The following is a 23,385-nucleotide window of genomic DNA, read 5'->3' as shown; positions in this document are numbered from 1 at the left end:
TGTTTTGTCGTGGTCGGCGCCTGCGAGAGTTCCCCTCCCCCTTGTGGGGAGGGGCTAGGGGTGGGGGTCCCTCTTCGTCAGAATTCTTGTTCGACAGACAGAACAGAGGGTGCCGCCTAATGTTCCGCCTGGAGGCCCGCACAAGCACACCTGCCTGGTTCAACCTCGCTCTGCCATTGCTGGCGATCGGCGGGACGCTCATCCTATGCAGCGGCCTCATCGCGCTGGCCGGCGCCGGCGTGCTCGAAGCTTATGGCGTGATGTTCACGGCGTCGCTGGGCGACAGCTATGCGATCACCGAAACGATGGTGCGTGCAACACCCATGATCTTCACCGGACTGGCGGTCGCGGTCGCCTTCCGGGCCAAATTCTGGAACATCGGCGCCGAGGGGCAATTGCTGGCCGGCGCGGTGGCCGGCTGCTTTGTCGGCGCCATTCCAATGCCGGGGCCGCTCGCCATGGTCTTGATGGCGGTGGCCGGAGCCGCAGCGGGAGCTGCGGTCGCGCTGGTGCCGGCGACGCTCAGAGTAAAATTCAAGGTCGACGATGTCGTCAGTTCGCTGCTGCTCAACTCGGTCATCTATTATGCGCTGATGGCGCTGATCGAAGGCCCGTGGAAGGACTCCTTCAGCGGCTATCCGATCTCGCCGCCGATCGAGGATTCGGCCAATTTCCCGGTGCTGCTCGAAGGCACAAGACTGCATCTCGGCGTCGTCGCGGCGCTGATCGCGGCGCCGCTGATCTGGTTCCTGATCGTGCGCACGACGCTCGGCTTCAGGATCAGGGTCACCGGCGAAAACCCGGAAGCCGCCAGATATGGCGGCATCCATGTCGAGCGGGTGCTGATCTCGACGGCGCTGCTGTCCGGCGCGCTGGCCGGGCTGGCCGGCGTCGGCGAGGTCGGCGGCGTGCATTTCCAGGTGATGAGCGACATCTCGCCGGGCTACGGTTATTCCGGCATCGTCGTTGCGATGCTGGCGCGGCTCAACCCGCTCGGCGTCGTGCCGGCGGCGATCTTCCTTGCCGCCGTGATGACCGGCGCCGAGGCGATGTCGCGGGCGACCGGCGTTCCGGCCTTCCTCAGTGACGTCATCCAGGGCACCGCATTGCTTGCCATGCTGGTGGCGCTGCTGTTCACCGCCTATCGCATCCGCCGCGTCGGAGTTGCCCGATGAGCGCGGTGTTCGAACAGATCTTCCAAGTCGGCTTCCTGGCCGCGATCATCCGCATTGCCACGCCGCTGGCTTTCGCGACGCTCGGCGAAATGTTCTCGGAGCGGGCTGGCGTGCTCAATCTCGGCATCGAAGGCATCATGCTGTTGTCGGCGATGACCGGCTTTACCGCCGCCAGCCTCAGCGGCAGCCTGTGGCTCGGCGTGCTGGCGGCAGTGCTGACCGGCATGCTGATGGGCGCGCTGCATGCGCTGTTCACCGTGGCGCTCGGCCTCAGCCAGCATGTCTGCGGCATCGGCGTGACGCTGTTCTCGTCGGGCCTCGCCTATTTCCTCTACCGGCTGATTTTCGGCCAGCAGTCGGTGCCGCCCAACATCAAGGGGTTTCAGACACTGCCGATCCCGCTCCTGTCGGACATCCCGGTGCTCGGGACGGCGGTGTTCAACCAGTTCGCGCTGGTCTACATGGCGATCCTGGCCATTCCGCTGGCCGCCTTCGTGCTCTACCGCACGCCATGGGGCCTGTCGGTGCGTATGGTCGGCGAAAACCCGCGCGCCGCCGATTCGGCGGGGGTCAGCGTCATTGCCACGCGCTTCCAGGCAGTCATCCTCGGCGGTGCGCTGATGGGGCTGGCCGGCGCCTTTCTGTCGATGGCGCAGTTCAACGCCTTCACCTTCGGCGTCGTCTCGGGGCGCGGCTGGGTGGCGATCGCGCTGGTCGTGTTCGGCCGCTGGGATCCGTGGCGCTCGGCGGGGGCGGCGCTGCTGTTCGCCTTCGTCGATGCGCTGCAGTTGCGCATGCAGGCCAGCGGGCTCGGGCACATTCCCTACGAGGCGTTCCTGATGCTGCCGTTCATCTTCACCATCGTCGCCATGGCTGTGATGTCGCGCAACGCGGTGGCACCGTCGGCGCTGCTCAAGCCGTTTCGTAGGGAAGAGCGGTAGACGAGTAGGGCTTGATCCTTTCCTCTCCCCCGATCGACGGGGTAGAGGAAGGGCGACAAGCTGTCCCTGGGACGAAGAACCTGTCCCTGGAAAGCCTCACATCGCCGTAAAACCGTTGTCGACGAACAGATGCGTGCCGTTGACGAAGCTCGACTCGTCGCTGGCCAGGTAGAGCGCTGCCCTCGCCACCTCTTCCGGCTCGCCGATGCGGCCCTGCTGCGCGGCCAGTGCCGCGTCGGAGACGTCGACGCCGAGCCTGCCGAGGTCGGCGACCTCGCGCAGGCCGTGCGGTGTGCGGATGAAGCCGGGGCAGACGGCGTTGCAGCGGATGTTGCGGTCGCGGAACTCGACGGCGATGGCGCGGGCGAACATGTGGCAGGCGCCCTTGGTGGTGTCGTAGAGCACTTCGTTGGGAGTCGCCGCCACCGCCGAGATCGACGAAGTACAGACGATCGAGCCGCCGCCGGCCGCAATCATGCCGGGCAAAACGGCGCGCGTCATCAGGAACATCGAGCGCACATTGACGGCATGCAGCCAATCCCATTCCTGCACCGTGGTCTCCAGGAAGGGCTTTATCACGATGGTGCCGGCGTGGTTGAACAGCACGGTGACCGGTCCGAGTTTTTCGATAGCACCCTTCACGGCCGCTTCGACCTGTGCCTCGTCGGAGACGTCGGCGACAAAATGCTCGGCGAGATGGCCGCGCGCCCTGATTGTCGCTGCGGTTGCGGCGGCCGCCTCGCCGTTGCGGTCGATGATCGCCACCTTGGCGCCTTCGGCGGCGAACAGCTCCGAAGCCGCTCCACCCATTCCCGTCGCGCCCCCCGAAATGATGGCGACCTTGCCGGCCAGTCTTGTGCCCATTTTTCTGCCCCCTGTGTGGCGATTTCGCTTTGCTGGTGGGCGATGCTACCGCGCCGGCGCCGGGCGGCCAATCCACGAATTGAGCGCAGCGAAAGCAAGGTCATAGGTCCATTCGGACGCAGAAGCGAAAACGGACGCTCCATATGGATCGGCCGTTGGAGTGCTCCCTCTAAGCAAGTGCCTACCAACTTCCAGCACCATAGGAGAAAATTATTCCATCTTTGGCCAAAAAATAGCAATCGACAAAGTCTACAAGTTTTATAGATTAACCGCCGAGACGGAGGTCGATATGTCCTATATCCAGAACGCCCAGACGGATCGCAGTGATCAGCGGTCGGCCAATGCCCAGGCCTTTCGCCCGGCCTATGCCGGGGCTTTCGCCTATCTCGTCTTTGCCCTTGCGTTCGTGTTCACCGGGGCCGTTGTGCTGGGCCTTATTCCCTGAGTCGTCAGATCGACCGGGCTTAGCTGCCCACCGCTTTCAGGCAATCGGAGTTGAATGAACCGAATCCTCGGCGTGCTTTCGCGCGCCCGACACCACGGAGGACATGGCAATGCCGATCGAGTTCACGCATATTCCCGGTAAGACCGCCGATGCCGCGGTTCCCTTTTTCTACGACTTTGCCGAGACCGCGACCAAGCTCGGGCTGATCGAGGATGGCGGCTTCCGCAAGATCGTCATCGACGATTCGGCCGGACTGCTGACCAACATGGATCTTGCGGCCCAGGTGCTCGATCGCACCTCGTCGCTGGAAGTCGTGCTCACCCATTGGGCGGGCGTGGTCGAACCGACCGTGGCGGCCCGCCAACTGGCGTCGATCGACAGGAAAAGCGGCGGGCGCCTGGCGCTGAGAATGATCAGCGAGCCGCTGAGCGACGCCGACGCCGAAACACGGCCGGTCGGGCACACCGTCATCTGGCAGCGCATCGACGAATATCTGGTGCTGCTGAAGCGGCTGTGGTCGAACGACCGGCCCTTCGACCACGAAGGAACGTTCTACAGCATCAAGGGCGGCTATGTGCCGCGCAAGGGACCGCACGGCGCCGACCTGGTCATCCGCATGGGCGGGCAGTCCGGAACGGCACTCAAAGTTGCCGGCCGGCATGCCGATGTCTTTGAATTGGCGCCCGGCTCGATCGACGAGATCCGGCAATTGATGGAGCGGGTGCGCCGCTCCGCCGCCGAACATGGTCGGGCCGGCAAGCTGCGCTTCGCGCTTCCGGTCGGGATTCACCAAGGTGCTTCCGCCTCCGGCCACAAAGCGGTCGATGTTGCCGGGCCGCCAGCCCAGGCCGCCCTGTCGCTGCTTGCTTATGCAGCCCTTGGGATCGATGAATTCATGATTGTCGGCGTCGACACGCCACGCGAGATCGCAACGCTCGGCCGGGAAACGATCGCTCTGCTGCGCAATTCGCTGGCGCGTCGCGAACACGAGGCATTCCAGCCTGGGGCATATGCGTCTCGTGCAGGATTGGAGACGCGCGCAACGGGTTGAATTGCGCTGAAAGCCGTTCCGTAGCGATCCTCCACACCCCCCTCTGTCCTGCCGGACATCTCCCCCGCAAGGGGGGAGATTGGCAGTTTCGGCGCCGTGGCTCTCCCGCCCCACGTCTAAGATTGGCGAAAGCGGTTGAGCGCTCAATCTCCCTCCTTGCGGGGGAGATGGCCGGCAGGCCAGAGGGGGGTCTGTCCCGCCGGCGTCAACAGTCGGCATGGTGCCCCAGTAGGACAACACCCGATCCTGGCGCTCTAACTCCTCCTGCCGGACAACAACGACAGGCCTTCGATGACGGCGGCTGAATCCGCCAGCACGCCGAAGACGCCGTCTTCGACCGTCACCATGTGGAGCGCGCCTTCGTGGGCTTGTCTGTCGCCGCTGGCGCAGGCATCGGAAATCGTCAGGCATTGAAAGTTGCGGTCGCAGGCTTCGCGCAGCGTGGTGTGCACGCAGACATCCGTCGTGCATCCGGAAAACATGAGATGCGTGATGCCTTGCGCGCGCAGCACGTGTTCGAAATCCGTGTAGGTGAAGGCACTGTTGCAGGTCTTGTCGACGATGATGTCGTGCGGTGCCACGTCGATCTCCGGAACGATCTGGAACCCCTTGCCCGAGCGCAGCAGGATATCGGTGCCGTCGAGACCGGCACGCTTGCGGCGCCATTTTTCGTAAGGCGTCATATCGGCCATGTCGGTCCGATAGCCCTGCCTCGTGTGGATGACCCTGACGCCGGCCTTGCGCGCGGCCGCGATCAGCCGGCTCACCGTCGGCAGGATCGCCCTCAGAGGCGACGGGTCATAGCCCTGCCTGGCGAAGTAGCCCGTCGTCGACAGGAAATCCTGCTGCAGGTCGATGACAATCAGCGCGGTGTTTTCGGCCACCAGCCTGCCGTCATAGGGAAAGTCGAAGGGCGTTGCCTTGATCATCGGGAGCTCCCTGCTTTGGGCCGCTACCATAGTGGATCAACGCGACGACACCAGATGCTGGGCGTCATGCAGGCGCCGATAGATGCCGCCGGCACGGATCAGTTCGCTGTGCGACCCCTGCTCGACGACGCCCGACTCCGAGACGACGACGATGCGGTCGGCGCCGCGGATCGTTGCCAGCCGGTGTGCGATGATGAGCGTGGTTCGGCCCTCGGCAAGTTCGGCCAACGACTTCTGGATTTCGCGCTCGGTCTCGGTGTCGAGCGCCGACGTCGCCTCGTCGAGGATCAAGATCGGCGGGTTCTTCAGGAACATGCGGGCGATCGCCAGCCGCTGCTTCTGGCCGCCGGACAGTTTGACGCCGCGCTCGCCGATGATCGTGTCATAGCCGGCCGGCAGGCCCGATATCATGCCGTCGAGCTGCGCCCGCCGCGCGGCATCGGCGATAGCCTCGTCGGAGGCGCCGAGACGGCCATAGGCGATGTTTTCGCGGATCGAGCCCCCGAACAGGAAGACATCCTGCTGGACGATGCCGATCTGGCCGCGCAGCGAAGCGAGCGTCATGTCCCTGATATCGATGCCGTCGATGCGGATCCCGCCGGCGCTGACCTCATAGAAACGCGGCAACAGCGAACAGATGGTGGTCTTGCCGGCGCCCGACGGGCCGACGAAGGCGATGGTTTCGCCGGCGTGAATGGTGAGATCGATACCCCTGAGCACCGGCTTGCCGTCGCCATAGCCAAAGCTCACGCCGCGATATTCGATATCGCCCTTGAGGCCGCTTACGGTCACGGCACCTGGCCGGTCGGCGATGTCGGGTTCGGTGTCGAGCAATTCGGTGTAGCGGCGGAAGCCGGCAATACCCTTGGGGTAGGTCTCGATCACCGAGTTGATCTTCTCGATCGGCCGCACGAAGACGCCGACCAAAAGCAGGAAGCCGACGAAGCCGCCATTGCTGAGGCCTCCCGTGATGACGAGATAGCTGCCGGCGATCATGACCACGAGCTGGATCAGCCTTATGCCCATATAGTTCAGCGAATTGCTGGCCGACATGATGCGGTAGGCGTCGAGCTTGGTCTGGCGGTAGCGCTGGTTGTCATGCGCGAACAGCGTGCGCTCATGCTCCTCATTGGCGAAGGCCTGGACGACGCGCATGCCGCCGACATTCTCTTCGATGCGGACGTTGAAATCGCCGACTCGGCCGTAGAGCGCCTGCCAGTTGCGCTCCATGCGGTCGCCATAGCGCATCGTCACCCAGGCGATCAGCGGTACGATCACCGCCGTGATCAGCGCCAGATGCATGTTGACGGTGAACATCAGCACGAAGGCGCCGGCGAAGGTCATGATGGCGATGAACAGGTCCTCGGGGCCATGATGCGCGATCTCGCCGATCTCCTCGAGATCCTTGGTGACGCGACCGACGAGATGGCCGGTCTTGTGGTTGTCGTAGAAGCGGAACGAGAGTTTCTGCAGATGATCGAAGCTCTTGCGCCGCATCTCGGTCTCGATGTTGATGCCGAGCATGTGGCCCCAATAGGTGACGACCGCCATCAGCACCGTGTTGAGCAGATAGATCACCAGCAGCCCGGCAGACGCGATGATGATCAAGGTCCAGTCCTGCTGCGGCAGCAGCTGGTCGACGAAGGTGCGGACCGCCATGGGAAAGCCGAGTTCAAGCAGGCCGGCCAGCACCGCGCAGGAGAAGTCGAGCGCGAACAGCCCCTTCCAGGGCGCGTAGTAGGAAAGGAAACGTCTGATCATCGAGGTGAACCGCAAGCTGTCTTGACGGGCGCTGTGAGCGCGCCGGCCGTCATCCGTGGGCGCTGCTTACAATCGGCAGCGCAAGGGGGGCAATAGGCCAGGACGGACTTCATTGCCTGCCTTTCCACATCAGCGCCATGAAATAGGGGCCGCCGACGAAGGCGGCGATGAGGCCGGCCGGCACTTGCCAGGGAAAGATCAGCGTCCGCCCTGCCCAGTCGGCGGCAACGAGGATCAGCCCGCCTGTCATGGCCGAGGCCAGAAGCTGCGGCACGGCGCGGCGGAAGCCAAGCATGCGTGCGAGGTGCGGCGCCATCAGGCCGACGAAGCTCAGCGGGCCGATGACCAATGTCGCGGTTGCGGTGGCCAATGCGGTGAGCGCAAGCAATGTGGCGCGAACACGTCCCAGTCGCAGGCCAAGGCCACGCGCGGCGGTTTCGCCGAGCGGCAGTATATCGAGCCAGCGCGCGGTCAGCGGCGCCAGCGCGAGGACGGTGACCGCGACCGTTGCGGCGGTGAAGGCATCCGTTGGCGTTGCGCGATAGGTCGATCCCGACAGCCAGGCGAGCAGGAAGTCCATGCGCGGATCGCCGCTGGCCAGAAGCAGCGCGGCGAAGGCGGACGCGACTGTCGCAACGGCGACGCCGGCAAGCAGCAGCCGTTCCGGCGACAGGGCATTGCGTCGCCCGACCAGCACGACGATCGTCAGCGCCAGCAAGGCGCCGGCGAGGGCGGCGCCGAGCATTGCCGCGCGTTCGAAGCCGTCGCTGAGCAACAGCAGCGCCAGCACGCCGAAAGAGGCGCCGCCGGAAATGCCCAGGACCTCGGGTGCGGCCATCGGGTTGCCGGTCATGCGCTGCATCAGCGTGCCGGCGACGGCGAGCAGGACGCCCGCCGACAGGGCGACGACGACGCGAGGCGCGCGCAGGACAAGCAGCTCGGTCAAATCCGCGGATGCGATCCAGTGCCAACCGCCTGCGCCACGGCCAAAGCCGATGGCGAGGACAACCGCGAGGATGAGCGCCAGCAGGCCCGCGATCAACGGCAGGCCGTTTGTCGGCAGGCGTATCGACGACACCATGTCGGCCTGCCTTTCGGGGGTGGTTCGCATTCGCGGCAACAGGAACAGCAGCAGCGGCGCACCGAGCAAAGCGGTCGCGGTGCCGGCGGGGATTTCGCCGGTGAACGGCAGATGCTGCACCAGGCGGTCGGTGAGCCAGAGCAGGGCACCGCCGACCAGCGGCGACCAGACCAGACGGCGGCCAAGCGTGCGCGCTCCGGCCAGCCGCGCCAGCGCCGGGGCGGCGAGCGCCACGAAACCGATGACGCCGACCTCGGCGACGACCAGCGCGCTAAGCGAGACGGCGACTGTCATGCCGGCAAGGCGGATGACGGCCGGCCGGGTGCCGAGCGATGCCGCGCCGTCGTCGCTGAGGTCGAGCAGGCGTAGCGGTCGCCAGAGCAGGAGCGCGGCGCAGATGCCGGCCAGCAGCCATGGCGCCAGAACAAGGACCGCCGCGTCGCCATTCTGCACCAGCGAGCCGCTCTGCCAGATGAACAGCTCCTCGGTGTATTCGCGGTTGAGCGCCATCAGCAGCGCGCCGGCCGAGCCGAAAGTGAGGCTGACGACGAGGCCGGCGATGATGATCGACACTGGCGAAAAGCTGCGCCCGCGCGCCAGTGCGAAAACGGCTGATGTGGCGAGCGCGCCGCCAGCCAGCGCCACGCCTTCGCGGCCGCCTTCCAGCAGCCATGGTGCGTAGAGGGTGGCGGCCGCCAAAGCGAGGCTCGCTCCGGCATTGGTGCCGATCGTGGTCGGCTCGGCCAGCGGGTTGCGCAGCACATGCTGCATGATGACACCGGCGAGACCAAGTGCCGCGCCGGCCAGCATGCTGACGGCGACACGCGGCAGGAAGGCATAGCGATACAGCAACTGCGCTGGATCGGATGTGTCGGGGGCGGTGAGCGCCTGCCACCACAGGTGCGTCGGGAAAAGGTTGATGAGATCGAAGATGGTCAGCATCAGTGCCAGGCCCGCGGGCACGGCCACCAGCAGGATGAGCGCGCCGATGCCGTCGCGCTGTCGCGGCAGGGACATTGCCTGAGCGATCATGCCGCTGCCACGAATTCGGCGAAACGCGCGGCAGCAGTGAGACCGCCGAACGGCCAGACCGGCGGAATGGTCCGCACCTGGCCGTTCCGGACGCAGGGCAGATTGGCCCAGAGCGAGCTGCGGGCAATCCTGATCCTGACGTGCGGCGGGATCGGATCGAGCGAGATCAGTTGCGCCTCGCCTACGGCGACCAGTTCCTCGATGCCGACCGTCGAAAAACCCCATTCATTGGTGGCGCCGGTCCAGGCGTTGACGAGGCCGAGCCGGTCGAGGACATCCTGCAGCAGGCTGCCGGCGCCGTAGACGCGGACATGGCGATCGTCGAACATGCTGACGACGCAGACCGGTTTTTGCACCGCCCGCTCCAGCCTGGCACGCGCTTGGGCGATCGAGGCTTCGGTGCGCCCGACAAGGTTTTCTGCTTCCGTCCTGCGGCCAAGCATGTCGCCAAGCTGCAGCGTCACCTGTTGCGCCTGCGCGTAAGGTGGAGCCTTGCCGCTGTAGAACGGCACGTTGAAGGTCGGCGCCAATCTGGTGAAGCTGTTCTCGTCCAAGCCATAGCCATAGGCGCCGACGATCAGGTCGGGCCGCAGTTCCCGAAGCAGTTCGAGATTGGGCTCGCTGCGCGATCCCAGGTCGATGGTGGCCTGCGGCAGCGCCGGGCCCTGCACCCAGTCGCCGTAACCCCTGGTGTCGCCGACGGCGAGCGGCGACAGGCCGAGCGAGACCACCAGTTCGGCCGATGTCCATTCCAGGCAGACGACGCGGGCAGGTGCCGCGCGTGCCATGCCGCCCGGCAAAGCGAGGCCGGTCGCGGCGAGGCCGGCAAGATACTGGCGCCGTGTCAGCGCCGCCATTTTGGGCCGGCCCGCCACATTGCTTCTACCATGTATATTTCACCGAACCGTTGATCCTGCGGCCTTCGCCGTAGAAGCAGCCGAAGCCCGAGGAGAAGCAGGAGGCGACGTAGCGTTTGTCGAACAGATTGCTGGCATTGAGGCTGAGCGTGGCGTTCTGCCAGGCGTAATGCACCGCCGCATCGGCGAGCACGACCGACGGAACCTTGAAGCTGTTGGCGTCGTCGCCATAGGTCGAGCCGACATAGCGGACGCCGGCACCGAGGCCGAGACCTTCGAGCTTGCCGCTCATGAAGGTGTAATTGGCCCAAAGCGATGCGGAATGGGCCGGCACGCCGAAGGGCATGTTGCCCTCGTTGCTGACCCAGACGCCGTTGACGTCTTCGACAGCGGTCGCCTTGGTGATCTTGGTGTCGAGGTAGGTGTAGGCCGCTCTCAGATCGAGGCCCGCATCCAGGCTCGCCACGGCTTCCAGTTCCACGCCGCGCGAACGGATCTCACCGGTCTGGAACAGATCGTTGGGTGAGCCCTCATTACCGGAACGCACGACATTCTGCCGGGTCAGGTCGAAGGCCGAGACCGTGATGAACGAGTTCCAGCCGGTCGGCTGGTATTTCAGCCCGATCTCGTACTGCCTGCCGGTCTCGGGCACGAACAGATTGCCGTCGCTGTCGGCGCCGGCCACGGGCTGGAACGATTCGGAGTAGCTGACATAGGGCGCAAGCCCGTTGTCGGCGAGATAGACGAGCCCCGCCCGGCTGGTGAAGGCGTTGTCCTTCTGCTCGGGAATGTAGCCGCCGGCCAGATTGTCGTAGACCTTGGCGTCCGACCAATCCTGGCGGCCGCCAAGGGTCAGCCGCCAGTTGCCGAGCTTTACCTGGTCCTGCGCATAGAGACCGACTTGCTGCTGGGTGGTGTCGGTATCGGTGTAGGGCGTCAGATCGGTGATCGGGTACCCGTAAACCGGATCGAAGACGTTGAAACCGTCCTCGACGGTCCCTTCCGAGGCATAGTCGCGGTAAGTATAGCGTTTGTAGTCGAGGCCGACGAGCAGCGTGTGGGCGAGCGGCCCGGTGTCGAAATCGGCTTGTGCCTGGTTGTCGATGGTGACGCCGCTGAGTTTGGTGCCGCCGGCATCTGCATAACGGTAGTAGTCGCCGCTTGAAGGTTCCAGGCCGTTCGAGTCCGTCAGTCCGCCACCAAAGACGCCTTCCTCGGTGTGGGTAAGGTGGACGTAGCGGGCATGCTGTCGAACCTGCCAGGTTTCGTTGAAACGGTGATCGAATTCGTAGCCGATCGAAGCCTGGTCGTTGTTGTAGGAGTCGAAGCCGGGTTCGCCGACGAACATGCTGTTCGGCAGGTACTTGCCGTCCTTGCCCGGTATGACCGTGCCGTAGGCAGGCAGATACTGCATCGCCCAGCCCGAGCGATCGCGCTGATAGTTGGCGAGGATGGTCAGGCTGGTGTCGGCATCGGGCTGCCAGGTGATCGCCGGCGCGATGAAGATGCGGTCGTCCTTGACGAAATCGGTCTGCGTGTCGCCCATGTGAGCGGCACCGGTGAGACGAAACAGCAGCGACTTGTCGGCGTTCACCGCGCCGCTGAAATCGAACTTGCCTTCATACCGGTTGAAGCTGCCACCACCGAATTCGACCTCGCGCAGGTTTTCCTCGGTTGGCCGCTTGCTGACATAGTTGATGATGCCGCCGGGGCTTGCCTGGCCATAAAGCACCGACGCCGGTCCGCGCAGCACCTCGTAGCGTTCCGCGCCATAGGAATCGAGTGCGGTGAACAGTGTGAAATTGCTCTCCTTGAGCTGCAGCCCGTCCCTGTAGAAGACGCCGCTGGCGTTCGAAATGCCGCGCAACTGCAGGCCGAGGCCGCGATTGTCGGTGCCGTAGAGATTGCCGGTGGCGCCGGGTGTGTAGCGCAACGCGCTGTTCAGGCTGTCGACGGCCTGCGCTTCCATCTGGTCCCTGGTGATGACCGATATCGATTGCGGCGTCTCGATCAGCGGCGTGTCGGTCTTGGTGCCGGTGGAGCCCTTTGTGGCAACGTAGCCCTTGACCGGCCCGAAAGCGCTTTCGACACGTTCCTGGACTTTGATCGGGTCTAGGGTGGTGGTGACCGTCTCCTGGGCCAGTGCATGGCCGCAGCCAAGCAGGGCCGGCAGCGACACCGTTGCGATCAGCAGGCGCTTGCGCGCTATCCGGTTCTGCCAAATCGGTCCATGTCCTGAAATCATCTGGTGCGCCCCCTGTTTCCAAATTTTCGTGCCGATATTGCCGGTCGCGACGATTTGTTGATCATTGTAGTCATCTTCAATGTTGACTAGTAAGGTCATGTTTCATAGTCAACCGGGCACGACCCGTCGAAATGCCGGAATCTGGAAATGCGGGCGGCCGCACTGGAGAAAAGCCATGAGCATGGCTGGAATTGATGCCCAGACTGCCTTCCATATCGACGCGGTGCGCTTTGCCGTCGGCGAGCGGACGCTGCTCGGTCCGGTTTCGCTCGAACTGGAGCGCTCGCGCGTCTATGGGCTGATCGGCCACAATGGTTCGGGCAAGTCGACGCTTATCAAGCTCATGGCGCGCCAGCAGCCGGCGAGTTCAGGCGCCATCACTTTCGCCAGACGTCCGTTGCCGCAATGGGGCGCCCGCGAATTTGCCCGCGCGCTTGCCTATCTGCCGCAGACGACGCCTGCGGCGACCGGCCTGACCGTGCGCGAACTGGCGACGCTCGGGCGCTATCCCTGGCATGGCGCGCTTGGCCGTTTCCGCGCCGAGGACAGGCAGCATGTCGAGGAGGCGCTGGCCCTGACCGATATGGAGGGTTTTGCCGACCGGCTGGTGGACGAATTGTCGGGCGGCGAGCGCCAACGCGCCTGGCTCGCCATGCTGGTGGCGCAGAACGCCGGCGTCATGCTGCTCGACGAGCCGATTTCGGCACTCGACATCGCCCATCAGGTCGAGGTGCTCGGGCTGGTCAAGGAGCTCAGTCGCAAACGCGACCTATGCGTCGTCGTCGTGCTGCACGATCCCAACATGGCGGCGCGCTACTGCGACGAACTGATCGCGCTCAAGGACGGCAAGCTGCTGACGCGCGGCACGCCAGGCGAAATCATGCGCAGCGATGTGCTGAAAGGCATTTTCGGTGTGGAGATGGGCGTGTTCGCGCACCCCGTCACCGGCCAGCCTGTCGGCTATGTGCAGTGACAATGCGGCGGCGGGAAATAGAAGGCGGCAGGCCGCTGTGAGAACAAGGAAGAAGCTGTTGTCGAGAACTGGTTTGTTGGCGGCGTTGGTCGCATCCGTCATCCTGTCGGCCGGCAGTGCGATGGCCCAGGAGCAACCCGCCGGTGCCGCGCCGGCGGTCGAATCCCCCACCCCGGCTGCTCCCGCGGCCCCAGCGCCGATTGCACCCGCACCCGACGCACCGGCAGTCGCTCCGCCGGCCACGATGGCGCCTTCGCAGCCAGGCACCCAGCCGAACACGGCCGCGCCGTCCGAGGCTGGACCTTCGACGGCGATGGAGTTGACCTTGCCGCATGACCTGTCGCCATGGGGCATGTTCATGGCGGCCGATATCGTCGTCAAGGCGGTGATGATCGGGCTGGCCTTTGCCTCCCTCGTCACCTGGACGATATGGTTGGCCAAGTCGCTGGAGCTTTTCGGCGGCAAGCTGCGCATCCGTCGCGCCGTGCGGGCGATCGGCGAGGCCGCCACGCTGAAGCAGGCCAGCCGTACCCTCGACCGCAGCGGCGGTCCCGGCGCGCTGCTGGTGCGGGCGGCTGAGGAGGAGACCGCACTCTCGGCCGGCGCGCTCGATCATGTCTCGGGCGATGGCCTCAAGGAGCGTGTCACGTCGCGCCTGTCGCGCATCGAGGCGGCGGCGGCGCGGCGCATGTCGCGCGGCACCGGCGTGCTGGCGACGATCGGCTCGACCGCGCCCTTCGTCGGCCTGTTCGGCACTGTCTGGGGCATCATGAACGCCTTCATCGGCATCTCGCAGGCGCAGACCACCAATCTCGCTGTGGTCGCGCCGGGCATCGCCGAAGCGCTGCTGGCCACCGCGATGGGCCTGGTCGCGGCCATACCGGCCGTCGTCATCTACAACGTCTTTGCACGCTCGATAGCCGGCTATCGGCAGATCCTCGCCGATGCCTCGGCCGGGGTCGAACGACTGGTCAGCCGCGACCTGGACTTCCGCACCGTGGCGCCGGCAACGCCACTGGCGGCGGAGTAGCGCCATGGGAAGCAGAATCCGACAGACCATGGATGACGATCTCGAGGAAAGCCACGAGATCAACGTCACCCCGTTCATCGATGTCATCCTGGTGCTCTTGATCATCTTCATGGTCGCGGCGCCGCTGGCCACGGTGGATGTCAATGTCGACCTGCCTGGTTCGACGGCAACGCCCGCGCCGAGGCCCGAGACACCGCTGTTCCTGACGCTGAAGGACGATCTGACGCTGGCGATCGGCAATGACGGCGTGCCGCGCCCGGCTTTCGCCACGACGCTGGACGCCAAGACCAAGGGCGACAAGCAGACGCGCATCTTCCTGCGCGCCGACAAGGCGGTCGCCTATGGCGACCTGATGGAGGCGATGAATCTATTGCGCGGTGCCGGCTATCTGAAGATCGCGCTGGTCGGCCTGGAGACGGCTCCCGCGTCCAATGCCCCGGCGCCCGCAGCCACTGGTGCGGCGGCGCCATGACGCAAGCGGTCGCCGTGCCCTCGGTCCAGCTGTCGCGCTTCGGTTGGCGCGACCTTGGCTTGTGGGCCGGTGCTGCCGCGCTGGTCCTTGGAGCCCATGTCGCGGTCGCCTACGCAGTGCAGAACCTCACAATGGTCACCGAAGTGGATGGCGGTCCACCCCCCGCGCAGATGATCGAGATGGCACCGATGGTGGTGATGCCGGCCGTGGAAGAGCAGGTCGCCGCGCTGGACGCGGTGACGCCAGATCAGACCGAACCGACACCGACGACCGAGCCGACACCTGAAGAACCGGTCGAAAAGGCGGAGCCGGTTGTCGAGCCGCCGGAAGCGGTCGCGCCAGACGAGACCGAAGCCACCCGGACCGAACCTACCCAGGCCGAAATGGCTGAACAGGTCGATCAGCCGCCGCCGGATGAGGTCATTCCGGATGTGGTCGAGGCTGTCACGCCCGACGTCGTCATTCCCTTGCCGCAGCCGAAACCGGTCGAAATTATCAAAGACAAGAAACCGGTCGCGGCCAAGGCGAAAAAGCCTGTCGAGAAGGCCACGCCGCGGCCTAAGAAGGAGAAGGCGGCTCCGCCGAAGACGGCAACCGTGGCCAGCGCCGACGCACGGCCCGCGGCCAGGACCGCCGCGCCGAAGGCGGCGGAATCGACGTCTCGCTCCGGCGACTCCAGCAAATGGGACTCCCGTCTGGGCGCCTGGATCAAGCGGCACACGCGCTATCCCAGCTCTGCCAAGGCCCGACGCGTGGAAGGCAGGCCGTATGTCGCATTCACGGTCGACTCGTCCGGCCGGGTCCTGTCTGCCAGGCTCTCTCGTTCCTCGGGGGATGCGGATCTGGACCGTGCGGCGCTCGCCGTGCTGCAAGGCGCCACGGTGCCGAAACCGCCACCGGAACTCGGCTCGCGTCTGAGCCGTACAGCGCCGTTCGTGTTCAGCCTGCGCAACTAGAGCAGTTCACCGTTTCACGGAAACGGCTAACTGCTCTAATTCTTTGGTTTGACGCAATTCCCAAGGGAAAACGCTCTGCGTTTTCCCGGGAAAACCGTTTCACACTTTTCCTGGAATTGCTCTAGGACCGAATTTGTTCGGGCCGGCCTGTCAATAGGCCAGTGACAGGCTCAGGGCCTCGACCTGTTCGAGATAGAAACGGCATTTCGTGCGCAAGGGCCCGAGGCCCGGGTCATCGGCGCCGTTGATCTCGATGGTCTGCATCATGAAGTCGAAATGGGCGTGGAAAGCGTCCACTGTACCCCAGAGACTGTCGGCCTGGCAGCTGTCGGCAATCGCCATCGAGACGAGTTGGCGGGCCTCGACCCGCGCGGCGTCAGGCGATGGCGGCCGCCTGGCGATCAAGACGTCGAGCCGGCTGAAAACGCTTTCCCTGGCATCGACGCTTCTGATGTTGGCTATCATGTTCATGTGCAGGTCCCCTGGGCATTCCAGACGCGCAATAGGTTCCGGTCTGAAATTGAAAAACTGGTGATCAGAGCATTTTCAGCGGCGCCAATGAACGCGTCGCGTTTTGGCGGGCGACATGCACCAAGCTTGAGCGACCGGATGCCGGTCCTGCGGGCAGGATGCAATCAGGGCCGGGATTGCGGTTGCATCGGAGGGGTGGCCCCTGATGATGTTGGCGACCTCGGCATCGGCCTGCTCTAACCAGTAGACCATGTCGGCGCGGCGCAGGTCCGTCGCGGCCTTCTTCAGCAACGGCAGCAGGCTTTGCAACGCGCACAGCGTCTCCCAGCGGTTTGGCCGGGAGGTCGAGCCGGCCACCGCGCATGCGGCTGACGATTGCATGTCGCTACGCTCTCCGTGGCTGGGCGGCCCGAGTGTCCTTTGCCTGCGCCTTGGGGTGCAGCGGGTTGCCGCTGAGCTGCGCATGCCTGGCCGGCCGTGCGCCGCGAAGAACGTCGAAGGCCTCTGCATAGGCCATGCCCAGCAGATAGGAGATCATCGGAAAACGGCTTGCTTCGGCCATCTGCACGAGCTCATTGGTCATCGACGAAATATATTGAAGGCTATCGATTTCCGACTGGCGTAAGGATTGATTTGGCACGTGCTGCTCCTGTCTCTGGTTATACCCTGGGGAACGCGTTATTGGCTGTGATGCACATAGTTGGTCGGCTAATTGATGGACTGGCCCGCCGTGGACGGATCTCTTTCCGGCGTCGAGAGGGTCAAGGCATAGATCGGTGCGTCGGTGAAACTGTCGAGACCAAGCAGCCGCTTGATGGCGGAATGGCTGAGCGCGGCTGTCGGACACGCCGACAGGCCATGATTGGTCGCTGCCAGCATGATGTTCTGGCCGATATGGCCGGCCTCGATCAGCACGACACGATAAGCATTGGCGTCCTCATATTTCCACATCGTGCGATCGAGCTTGGCGCAAAGCAGGACCAGGCACGGCATGGCGTCGGCCCACTCCTGTCCGCCGACCAGTTCGGAGATCTTCGGCAGATGGTTTGCGGAAATCCTGCCAAGGTCGTGATCCGCGGCGGAATAGTGATAGACACCGGGTTCGAGGCCATCGACGCCGAGCGCGACCACATAGGCCTCATAGGGATTTCGCGCGCCGCCTGAAGGGGTCATGCCGAGCGGCAGGGTGCCAACGCAATTGGCGGTCTCGCCGATGATGCCGAGCCCTGCGAACAGGCAATCGGAAAGCTGTTTGGCCGTGATGGTGGGCTGAGCCGCCGTGCGGTTGGTGCGGCGCCGCGCCATCAAGCTGAGAAGTTCATTGTCTTCCAGTGCATTAGGCAGCTGGATGGCGCCTGCGGAATTCTTGAGCATGAGGTTCGGCTGCGGCGTATGGCCGGCGCGTTCTATCTGCCGCTCTTCCGCTTGCTCGATGGTCATGTATTCGCTGTCCTGGACGCAGAAATGCATCAGCGCCGTCGGAAGCCCCCAACTCCATTGTCCTGAAAACTGTTCCTCCTGCTCGGCGAGAGGCGATCCGGCTGTGACCAGCGCGGAGAAATCGAGCAACTGGGGAACGACAGCCTTCAACTCGGACTTCGACCATCCATGGGCGCGGGCAATGTCCGCCGTCGATGCCCATTTGTCCCACGATGCGAGAAGGCCGACCATCTCAGGACTGCATTCAAACACGCTTCTGGTCAGGAAGTTGCATGCCGTGACCTTGTTCGGTCCGGGGTAGAAAACAAGCGTTTTCGAAGAGCGCATTTTCATGAAGCTGGTTGCCATCTGCGGAGCCGAGGCGCCGACAAGCAAGACGCTCGTCGGCGCAGAACGGCTTCAGCGCTTGTTGTAGTGCATGCCCTGCGAAAAGAAGACGGTCTGCGTGCCGGCGGCAATCGTCAGCTTCGGAGCATTGGTCACTTTCTTGGCCATTTTCATCCCTTTCCTGACCCCAATTTGGGATCCGTTGAAAGACCCCCGGAACGGGATCCGCGTGAAGAAAGGTAAGGTCGGAAGAGTTAATGGTTTGTTAAAATTATAGTAAAACAACGAGCCTAAGACGGACCCGTGGATTATCTTTCCTGGCATTAAAGTGTAAAATATCGATTTTATTCAGATACAGAGTAGACAATCGTTGGCATACGCTTAATCGGCGTACGCTTATTCTTATTTGGCGTAAGACACGGCGATCCGAGGGGTTAGCCCAACCCGTCCCGGGTGAGGCTGACAACCAGTTGATCGACGCCCGGATCGTCGAGATTGATGACATGCGCCATGCTGATGGCATCCCTTGGGTGGATGTTGGCAATGTCGCGCCGCATGATGACGGACACGAATGCCGGGCCGGCCTCCGTCAGAAGCATGGCCTTGCCCATCAGCACCGGTTCGGAGATGGGAGCCCATTGCACGGAGATCAGCGAGGGCTCCCCGGTCTGGCGGCGATTGATGCCGCTGAAATAGATCCAGTTCAGCCGCGAGATCGCCACGCCATAGTGATTGCCGCGCGCTCGTGCCCAGGTCGATCCCCGGCGCTCCGACCATCCGGTGACCCTTCGGAAGGTGACCAGTTCGGCTTCGCGCCTCACGAAGGTCACCGAGCGCATCAGGAGGTCGAGGCGGCCCGGGATCGAGAAATAGGTGAAATAGGTGCCGCCCGCGATCGAAGGACTGGGGGGGCGGATCATCTGGTTGAACAGGCTCTCGGAAACCGGCGGCAGGCCACGCATCGCCGGCTCGGGTGCGCCGGGATCCTGGTACAGTTCGGCTTCGTCGATCCGAAAGTAATCGCATATCAGCTTGGCGGTAGCTTTGTTGGGAACGGTCTGCCCTTGCAGATAGCGTTCGAACTGCGTGCGATTGATGCGCAGCTCACGGCATACCGCACTTACGGAGGCATGGTCCTTGCACAGCCGTCTAAGGTTTGCAGCGAGATTGTCGCGAATTGACACGTCTTTGCTTCCGCAGGCGGATTTTTCATTTCGACTCGAAATCGATATAGCGTCTCCGGTCGCCCCCGCCGAAACGCCCTGGTCACAACGCACAGAAAAAACTGATTTGGTAACGTCAATTTAGTGGGGTGGTTTCCAAAAAAAACGGAAACAATCAGCGAGCTCTTCCGCCATAAGTCCAATTGACAAAAGTTTTGCCGGATATCGCGAAATAGGCGATGTAGCGCGGCCTTTTAAGGTGCGCTGGCACAGCAAATGCCAACCGCGGGGGCAAGCCGGGACGAGCGTCGCGGACTGCATGTGGCGCAGAGATGGGCATCTGGCGCGCAGCGTGGAGAATTATTCCGCTGGTGGAGCTGAGGAGGATCGAACTCCTGACCTCGTCATTGCGAACGACGCGCTCTCCCAGCTGAGCTACAGCCCCGTCCAGCGGATGGGCGCATTTATCGGGCGCCGCGGTTTCCTGTCAAGGCGGAGGTTTGCCGAAATCCAGTGCCGTCAAGCGTCGAGCTGGCGCCGGCGGAAAGCGGCCCTTGCCGGTTTTGTGTATTCGCGCCTTCGTTGGGGTGTCGGCGACATGCCCTACAGTCCGACCGGGCCGGTATTGGCGCTCCACAGAAAGGCGGCCCTTGCCGGTTTCGCGTGCAATGGCTACATGTCGGCAACAATTGGAGACCGGCATGCTCGCCCTCATTCAAACAATCGTCATGGCGCTTGACCTCTACTGGTGGATCATCATCGCCTCGGCGATCTTTTCCTGGCTCTACGCCTTCAACGTCGTCAATTCGAAGAACCAGTTCGTCGGTTCCATCGGCAACATGCTCTACCGGCTGACCGAGCCGGCGTTGCGGCCTATCCGCCGCTTCATGCCGGACCTTGGCGGCATCGACATCTCGCCGATCATCCTGCTTCTGATCCTGTTCTTCCTGCGGCAGTTTCTGCTCACCACGGTGGCGCCTCTGATCCTGTGAGCAGGATGACCTTATGAGCACGCCGTTTCGCCTGCGCGAAAACGGCGCCGAGCTGTTTGTCCGGCTGACGCCAAAGGCTGCGCTGGACAGGCTCGAAGGCTTCGAGGCCACGGCGGACGGGCGAAGCCATCTGAAAGCGCGTGTCCGCGCCGTGCCGGAAAACGGCGCCGCCAATCATGCGCTCGAAAAGCTTCTGGCCAAGGCTCTGGGCGTGCCCGGGTCCGCTGTCTCGGTTGTCGCCGGCGGCACCGCGCGGCTGAAGACCGTGCGCATTGAAGGCGATCCGGCGAAATTGGCGAAAAGCATCGAGGCGCTCGGCCATCAATCCTGATGTCCTTGGCCGCAGGGGTTCAATCGCCCAATGGCAAACGCGGATCGTCGACTTTCAACGTGTTAACGCTCTGCTTGATGCGGCGCAGATTCTCCAAAACCCTCGGTCCGCGCGTCTCGGCGACCGAGGTGACGATCATGTCGACGATCGACAGCAGCGCATAGCGCGACGATGTCGGCTTGTAGATATTGCCGTCCTCGAGCGACTGGAAATGGATGACCGTGTCGGCGACCTTGGCGAGTGCGGAGTCCGGCGGGGTGATGGCGATCGTGGTGGCGCCATATTGCTGGGCGACCTGCACCGCATCGATGACCGATCTGGCATAGCCGGAGACGGAGAAGGCGATCAGCGTTGTGTCGGGGGTGGCAACGGCGGCGTACATGCGTTGCAACTGTCCGTCGATCTGCGCCAGCACCGACACGCCAAGCCTGAACAGCCGGTTCTGCATTTCGGTCGCCATCATGGACGAAATGCCACCGGAGCCGATGCACAGCACATTACCGGAAACAGCGATGCGTGCGGCGACGGCGACCAGCGTCGTCATGTCGAGGTTTTCGCTGGCGCGCTGGATGGCCGATATCGCCGCTTCGGTGATGGCGGAAGCGATGCGCTGTTCGCGGGCATCGCGGCTCAACGGCTCCGGCGACAGATACTGGCCGCCGATGGCGATGGCTTGCGCCAGATAGAATTTGAAGTCGCGCAGGCCCTCGCAGCCGAGGTTGCGGCAGAACCGCGTCACCGTCGGCTCGCTGACACCGACGCGCGCGGCAATTTCCGAAATCGCCGCCTTGGAGACGAAATCGAGGTCTGCCAGGACGAAGCCGGCCAGCTTGCGATCCGACTTCGTCCCGTCCTGCGACATCAGCTGCAGGCGCGTGATGATGTCGGCCGGCGTCTTCATGCTGATATTCTCATAGAGGCAGGCCCGTTGCCTTGTCGAACAGATGGATGTTGCCGGGGTCGACCGAGACCGGCAGCAGGTCTCCCGGCCTGACCGGCACCCTGTCGCGGAACACGGCGCGTACCGTATCAGCACCGATAGCGCCATAGACATGTGTTTCGGAGCCGGTGGGCTCGACGACATCCACTCTGATCGCCATCGCGTCGACAGCCTCGCCGATGACAAAATGCTCGGGCCGGATGCCAGCCTCCACCGCGCTGTCCGCCGGCACCTGTTTGCCGGCAAGCGCAAGCCGCCCGCCACCGGCCGATTCGAACCAGGTTTTCTCAAGCGCCGTCTTGAGCGAACCGGACACAAAGCTCATCGACGGCGAGCCGAGGAAGGAGGCGACGAACTTGTTGGCAGGCCTGTCATAGAGTTCCAGCGGCGCCCCGACCTGCTGGATTCTGCCGCGGTCCATCACGACGATGCGGTCGGCCATCGTCATGGCCTCGATCTGGTCGTGGGTGACGTAGACGATCGTCGATTTCAGCCGCTGGTGCAGCGCCTTGATCTCGACGCGCATCTGCACGCGCAATTGCGCGTCGAGGTTGGACAGCGGCTCGTCGAACAGGAACACCGACGGCTCGCGCACGATGGCGCGGCCCATGGCGACGCGCTGGCGCTGGCCGCCCGACAGCTGGCGGGGATAGCGGTCGAGATAGGAGAAGAGATTGAGGACGCCGGACGCTTTCTTGACCTTCTCATCGATCACCGTGCGCGTCTCGCCGCGGATCTTCGGGCCAAAGCCGATATTGTCAGCTGCCTTCAGATGCGGAAACAGCGCATAGGACTGGAACACCATGGCGATGTTGCGCTGCTGTGGCGGCAGCGCGTTGGCGCGCACGCCGCCGATCAACAGGTCGCCGGAGGTGATCGTCTCCAGGCCGGCCAGCATGCGCAGCAAGGTCGACTTGCCGCAGCCGGACGGGCCGACGAGGACGACGAACTCGCCGCTCTTGATATCGAGGCTGATGTTCTCGAGGATCTTGTGCTGGCCGAAGGATTTCGACAGATCGCGAAACTCGACATCGGTCATTGTCACGCTCCCAGGATGTCGTCGATGAAGGGCAGGCAGCCGGCGGTCAGTCCCGCGTCCACGGGCATCACCACGCCTGTTATTCCCGATGCGCGATCGGACGCAAGGAAGGCGACGGCTTCCGCCACTTCCGCGGCGTTGACGATGCGGCCGAGCGGATAGAGCCGCTGCAATTTGCCGAGGATTTCGGGATCCTTGGCAAGGCGGTGGTCCCAGGCGGCGGTGCGGATCGATCCGGGGCAAACGACATTGGCGCGCAGGCCGCTGCGGCCGAGCTCGACGGCGATCGCCTTGGCATAGGCGTTGATGCCGGCCTTGGCGGCGGCATAGGCCGGATTGCCGAAATGCGCGATGGCGTTGACCGAGGAGATGAAGACGACGCTGCCCGAGCCGCGGCCAGCCATCGCCTTGACCAGCGGGTCGGCGAAATTCATCACGCCAGTCAGGTTGAGATCGAGTTCCTGCTCTATTCTGTCGGGATCGAGTGCCGAAATCGTCTCGGCGCGCGTCCAGCCGGCATTGTTGACGAGAATGTCGGGCACGCCATCCCGGTCTAGGATCGTGGCGACCGCCGTGGCTATCGATGGCTTGTCGAGAAGATCGAAGACATGGCGGGAGGCAAGGTGCGGACTGTTCAGCGCCTCGCTCGACTGATCGCAACCGACGACCCTGGCGCCTCTTTGCGCCATCAGCGCCACGATGGCCGTGCCGAGACCGCCGCCGGCCCCCGTCACCACGACGGTCTTGCCCTCGAACTCGGCCCTGCTTTCGAACTCGGCCCTGCCTTCGAACTCGGCCCTGCCCTCGAACTCGGATTGCGAAACCACCGTGCGTCATCCTCCGGGAGTTCTGACAGATCGCATAAGGCCT

General features: G+C 63.9%; 24 protein-coding genes and 1 tRNA gene. 10 read left to right on the top strand and 15 right to left on the bottom strand.

Annotated elements, in window-relative coordinates; all coding sequences use genetic code 11:
- Positions 1 to 119 precede the first annotated feature (119 nt).
- A complete protein-coding gene (locus AC0L3E_RS09895; protein ID WP_127808761.1) occupies positions 120 to 1,175 on the top strand; it encodes an ABC transporter permease in 1,056 nt (351 codons plus the stop codon).
- Complete coding sequence (locus tag AC0L3E_RS09890) at positions 1,172 to 2,116, top strand: ABC transporter permease (protein WP_128369733.1); 945 nt, start codon at positions 1,172 to 1,174, stop codon at positions 2,114 to 2,116. The genes AC0L3E_RS09895 and AC0L3E_RS09890 overlap by 4 nt, the downstream gene beginning before the upstream one ends.
- A 96-nt stretch (positions 2,117 to 2,212) precedes the next feature.
- Here the strand turns inward: AC0L3E_RS09890 and AC0L3E_RS09885 are convergent, their stop codons facing one another.
- Positions 2,213 to 2,980 (bottom strand): SDR family NAD(P)-dependent oxidoreductase, encoded by a 768-nt coding sequence (locus AC0L3E_RS09885; protein WP_127269070.1) that lies wholly within the window; start codon positions 2,978 to 2,980, stop codon positions 2,213 to 2,215.
- 289 nt (positions 2,981 to 3,269) lie between these two features.
- Between AC0L3E_RS09885 and AC0L3E_RS09880 the strand changes: the two genes are divergently transcribed.
- Complete coding sequence (locus AC0L3E_RS09880; RefSeq protein ID WP_127269069.1) at positions 3,270 to 3,425, top strand: hypothetical protein; 156 nt, start codon at positions 3,270 to 3,272, stop codon at positions 3,423 to 3,425.
- A gap of 109 nt (positions 3,426 to 3,534) precedes the next feature.
- Positions 3,535 to 4,476: an LLM class flavin-dependent oxidoreductase gene (locus tag AC0L3E_RS09875; RefSeq protein WP_127808765.1), complete on the top strand. Its 942-nt coding sequence runs from the start codon at positions 3,535 to 3,537 to the stop codon at positions 4,474 to 4,476.
- A gap of 254 nt (positions 4,477 to 4,730) precedes the next feature.
- Here the strand turns inward: AC0L3E_RS09875 and AC0L3E_RS09870 are convergent, their stop codons facing one another.
- The 5 genes from AC0L3E_RS09870 to AC0L3E_RS09850 all read right to left on the bottom strand — a co-directional run bounded on the left by AC0L3E_RS09870 (position 4,731) and on the right by AC0L3E_RS09850 (position 12,381).
- Positions 4,731 to 5,405, bottom strand: a complete 675-nt coding sequence (locus tag AC0L3E_RS09870) for a cysteine hydrolase family protein (RefSeq protein WP_473604689.1) — start codon at positions 5,403 to 5,405, stop codon at positions 4,731 to 4,733.
- Positions 5,406 to 5,441: 36 nt separating this feature from the next.
- Positions 5,442 to 7,166, bottom strand: coding sequence for an ABC transporter ATP-binding protein (locus tag AC0L3E_RS09865; RefSeq protein ID WP_473604688.1), 1,725 nt, complete (start codon positions 7,164 to 7,166; stop codon positions 5,442 to 5,444).
- A 109-nt stretch (positions 7,167 to 7,275) separates the two neighbouring features.
- Positions 7,276 to 9,279 (bottom strand): Fe(3+)-hydroxamate ABC transporter permease FhuB, encoded by a 2,004-nt coding sequence (fhuB, locus tag AC0L3E_RS09860; protein ID WP_473604687.1) that lies wholly within the window; start codon positions 9,277 to 9,279, stop codon positions 7,276 to 7,278.
- Positions 9,276 to 10,136: an ABC transporter substrate-binding protein gene (locus AC0L3E_RS09855; protein WP_128308086.1), complete on the bottom strand. Its 861-nt coding sequence runs from the start codon at positions 10,134 to 10,136 to the stop codon at positions 9,276 to 9,278. Before AC0L3E_RS09855 ends, fhuB begins: the two co-directional genes overlap by 4 nt.
- Before the next feature lie 25 nt (positions 10,137 to 10,161).
- Positions 10,162 to 12,381, bottom strand: a complete 2,220-nt coding sequence (locus AC0L3E_RS09850; protein WP_128308085.1) for a TonB-dependent siderophore receptor — start codon at positions 12,379 to 12,381, stop codon at positions 10,162 to 10,164.
- 181 nt (positions 12,382 to 12,562) lie between these two features.
- On the opposite strand from AC0L3E_RS09850, the gene AC0L3E_RS09845 reads away from it, so the two are divergent.
- From AC0L3E_RS09845 to AC0L3E_RS09830, 4 genes are read left to right on the top strand one after another with little or no spacing between them, the layout of a single operon-like run.
- Positions 12,563 to 13,354, top strand: coding sequence for an ATP-binding cassette domain-containing protein (locus tag AC0L3E_RS09845; RefSeq protein WP_164762277.1), 792 nt, complete (start codon positions 12,563 to 12,565; stop codon positions 13,352 to 13,354).
- Positions 13,355 to 13,412: 58 nt separating this feature from the next.
- Positions 13,413 to 14,384, top strand: coding sequence for a tonB-system energizer ExbB (exbB, locus tag AC0L3E_RS09840; protein ID WP_292337221.1), 972 nt, complete (start codon positions 13,413 to 13,415; stop codon positions 14,382 to 14,384).
- A 4-nt stretch (positions 14,385 to 14,388) separates the two neighbouring features.
- The gene (gene exbD, locus AC0L3E_RS09835) at positions 14,389 to 14,856 is read left to right on the top strand and encodes a TonB system transport protein ExbD (protein WP_256748073.1); all 468 of its coding nucleotides are present in this window, start codon (positions 14,389 to 14,391) and stop codon (positions 14,854 to 14,856) included.
- The gene (locus tag AC0L3E_RS09830; RefSeq protein ID WP_473604685.1) at positions 14,853 to 15,812 is read left to right on the top strand and encodes a TonB family protein; all 960 of its coding nucleotides are present in this window, start codon (positions 14,853 to 14,855) and stop codon (positions 15,810 to 15,812) included. Before exbD ends, AC0L3E_RS09830 begins: the two co-directional genes overlap by 4 nt.
- A gap of 150 nt (positions 15,813 to 15,962) precedes the next feature.
- Here the strand turns inward: AC0L3E_RS09830 and AC0L3E_RS09825 are convergent, their stop codons facing one another.
- From AC0L3E_RS09825 to AC0L3E_RS09800, 6 genes are all read right to left on the bottom strand, one after another.
- Positions 15,963 to 16,283, bottom strand: coding sequence for a hypothetical protein (locus AC0L3E_RS09825; protein ID WP_127322597.1), 321 nt, complete (start codon positions 16,281 to 16,283; stop codon positions 15,963 to 15,965).
- A 75-nt stretch (positions 16,284 to 16,358) separates the two neighbouring features.
- Positions 16,359 to 16,664 (bottom strand): hypothetical protein, encoded by a 306-nt coding sequence (locus AC0L3E_RS09820; RefSeq protein ID WP_473604684.1) that lies wholly within the window; start codon positions 16,662 to 16,664, stop codon positions 16,359 to 16,361.
- A gap of 4 nt (positions 16,665 to 16,668) precedes the next feature.
- Complete coding sequence (locus tag AC0L3E_RS09815) at positions 16,669 to 16,923, bottom strand: hypothetical protein (RefSeq protein ID WP_127268063.1); 255 nt, start codon at positions 16,921 to 16,923, stop codon at positions 16,669 to 16,671.
- Between the two features lie 68 nt (positions 16,924 to 16,991).
- Positions 16,992 to 17,954, bottom strand: coding sequence for a SagB/ThcOx family dehydrogenase (locus AC0L3E_RS09810; RefSeq protein WP_236382936.1), 963 nt, complete (start codon positions 17,952 to 17,954; stop codon positions 16,992 to 16,994).
- A gap of 530 nt (positions 17,955 to 18,484) precedes the next feature.
- Positions 18,485 to 19,234, bottom strand: a complete 750-nt coding sequence (locus AC0L3E_RS09805) for a helix-turn-helix domain-containing protein (RefSeq protein WP_127268065.1) — start codon at positions 19,232 to 19,234, stop codon at positions 18,485 to 18,487.
- 348 nt (positions 19,235 to 19,582) lie between these two features.
- A tRNA-Ala gene (locus tag AC0L3E_RS09800) sits at positions 19,583 to 19,658 on the bottom strand.
- Positions 19,659 to 19,914: 256 nt separating this feature from the next.
- Between AC0L3E_RS09800 and AC0L3E_RS09795 the strand changes: the two genes are divergently transcribed.
- Together AC0L3E_RS09795 and AC0L3E_RS09790 are read left to right on the top strand one after the other, a co-directional pair.
- The gene (locus AC0L3E_RS09795; protein ID WP_023811703.1) at positions 19,915 to 20,205 is read left to right on the top strand and encodes a YggT family protein; all 291 of its coding nucleotides are present in this window, start codon (positions 19,915 to 19,917) and stop codon (positions 20,203 to 20,205) included.
- A 13-nt stretch (positions 20,206 to 20,218) separates the two neighbouring features.
- Complete coding sequence (locus tag AC0L3E_RS09790) at positions 20,219 to 20,536, top strand: DUF167 family protein (protein ID WP_127268066.1); 318 nt, start codon at positions 20,219 to 20,221, stop codon at positions 20,534 to 20,536.
- A gap of 19 nt (positions 20,537 to 20,555) precedes the next feature.
- Here the strand turns inward: AC0L3E_RS09790 and AC0L3E_RS09785 are convergent, their stop codons facing one another.
- From AC0L3E_RS09785 to AC0L3E_RS09775, 3 genes are read right to left on the bottom strand one after another with little or no spacing between them, the layout of a single operon-like run.
- Positions 20,556 to 21,437, bottom strand: a complete 882-nt coding sequence (locus tag AC0L3E_RS09785; RefSeq protein ID WP_013528979.1) for a MurR/RpiR family transcriptional regulator — start codon at positions 21,435 to 21,437, stop codon at positions 20,556 to 20,558.
- Between the two features lie 10 nt (positions 21,438 to 21,447).
- Positions 21,448 to 22,515, bottom strand: a complete 1,068-nt coding sequence (locus tag AC0L3E_RS09780; protein WP_127382538.1) for an ABC transporter ATP-binding protein — start codon at positions 22,513 to 22,515, stop codon at positions 21,448 to 21,450.
- A gap of 2 nt (positions 22,516 to 22,517) precedes the next feature.
- Complete coding sequence (locus AC0L3E_RS09775) at positions 22,518 to 23,252, bottom strand: SDR family oxidoreductase (RefSeq protein ID WP_473604758.1); 735 nt, start codon at positions 23,250 to 23,252, stop codon at positions 22,518 to 22,520.
- Between the last annotated feature and the right edge of the window lie 133 nt (positions 23,253 to 23,385).

Source organism: Mesorhizobium sp. WSM4822 (assembly GCF_055811155.1).
This window is presented reverse-complemented; position numbering and strand designations above follow the sequence as displayed.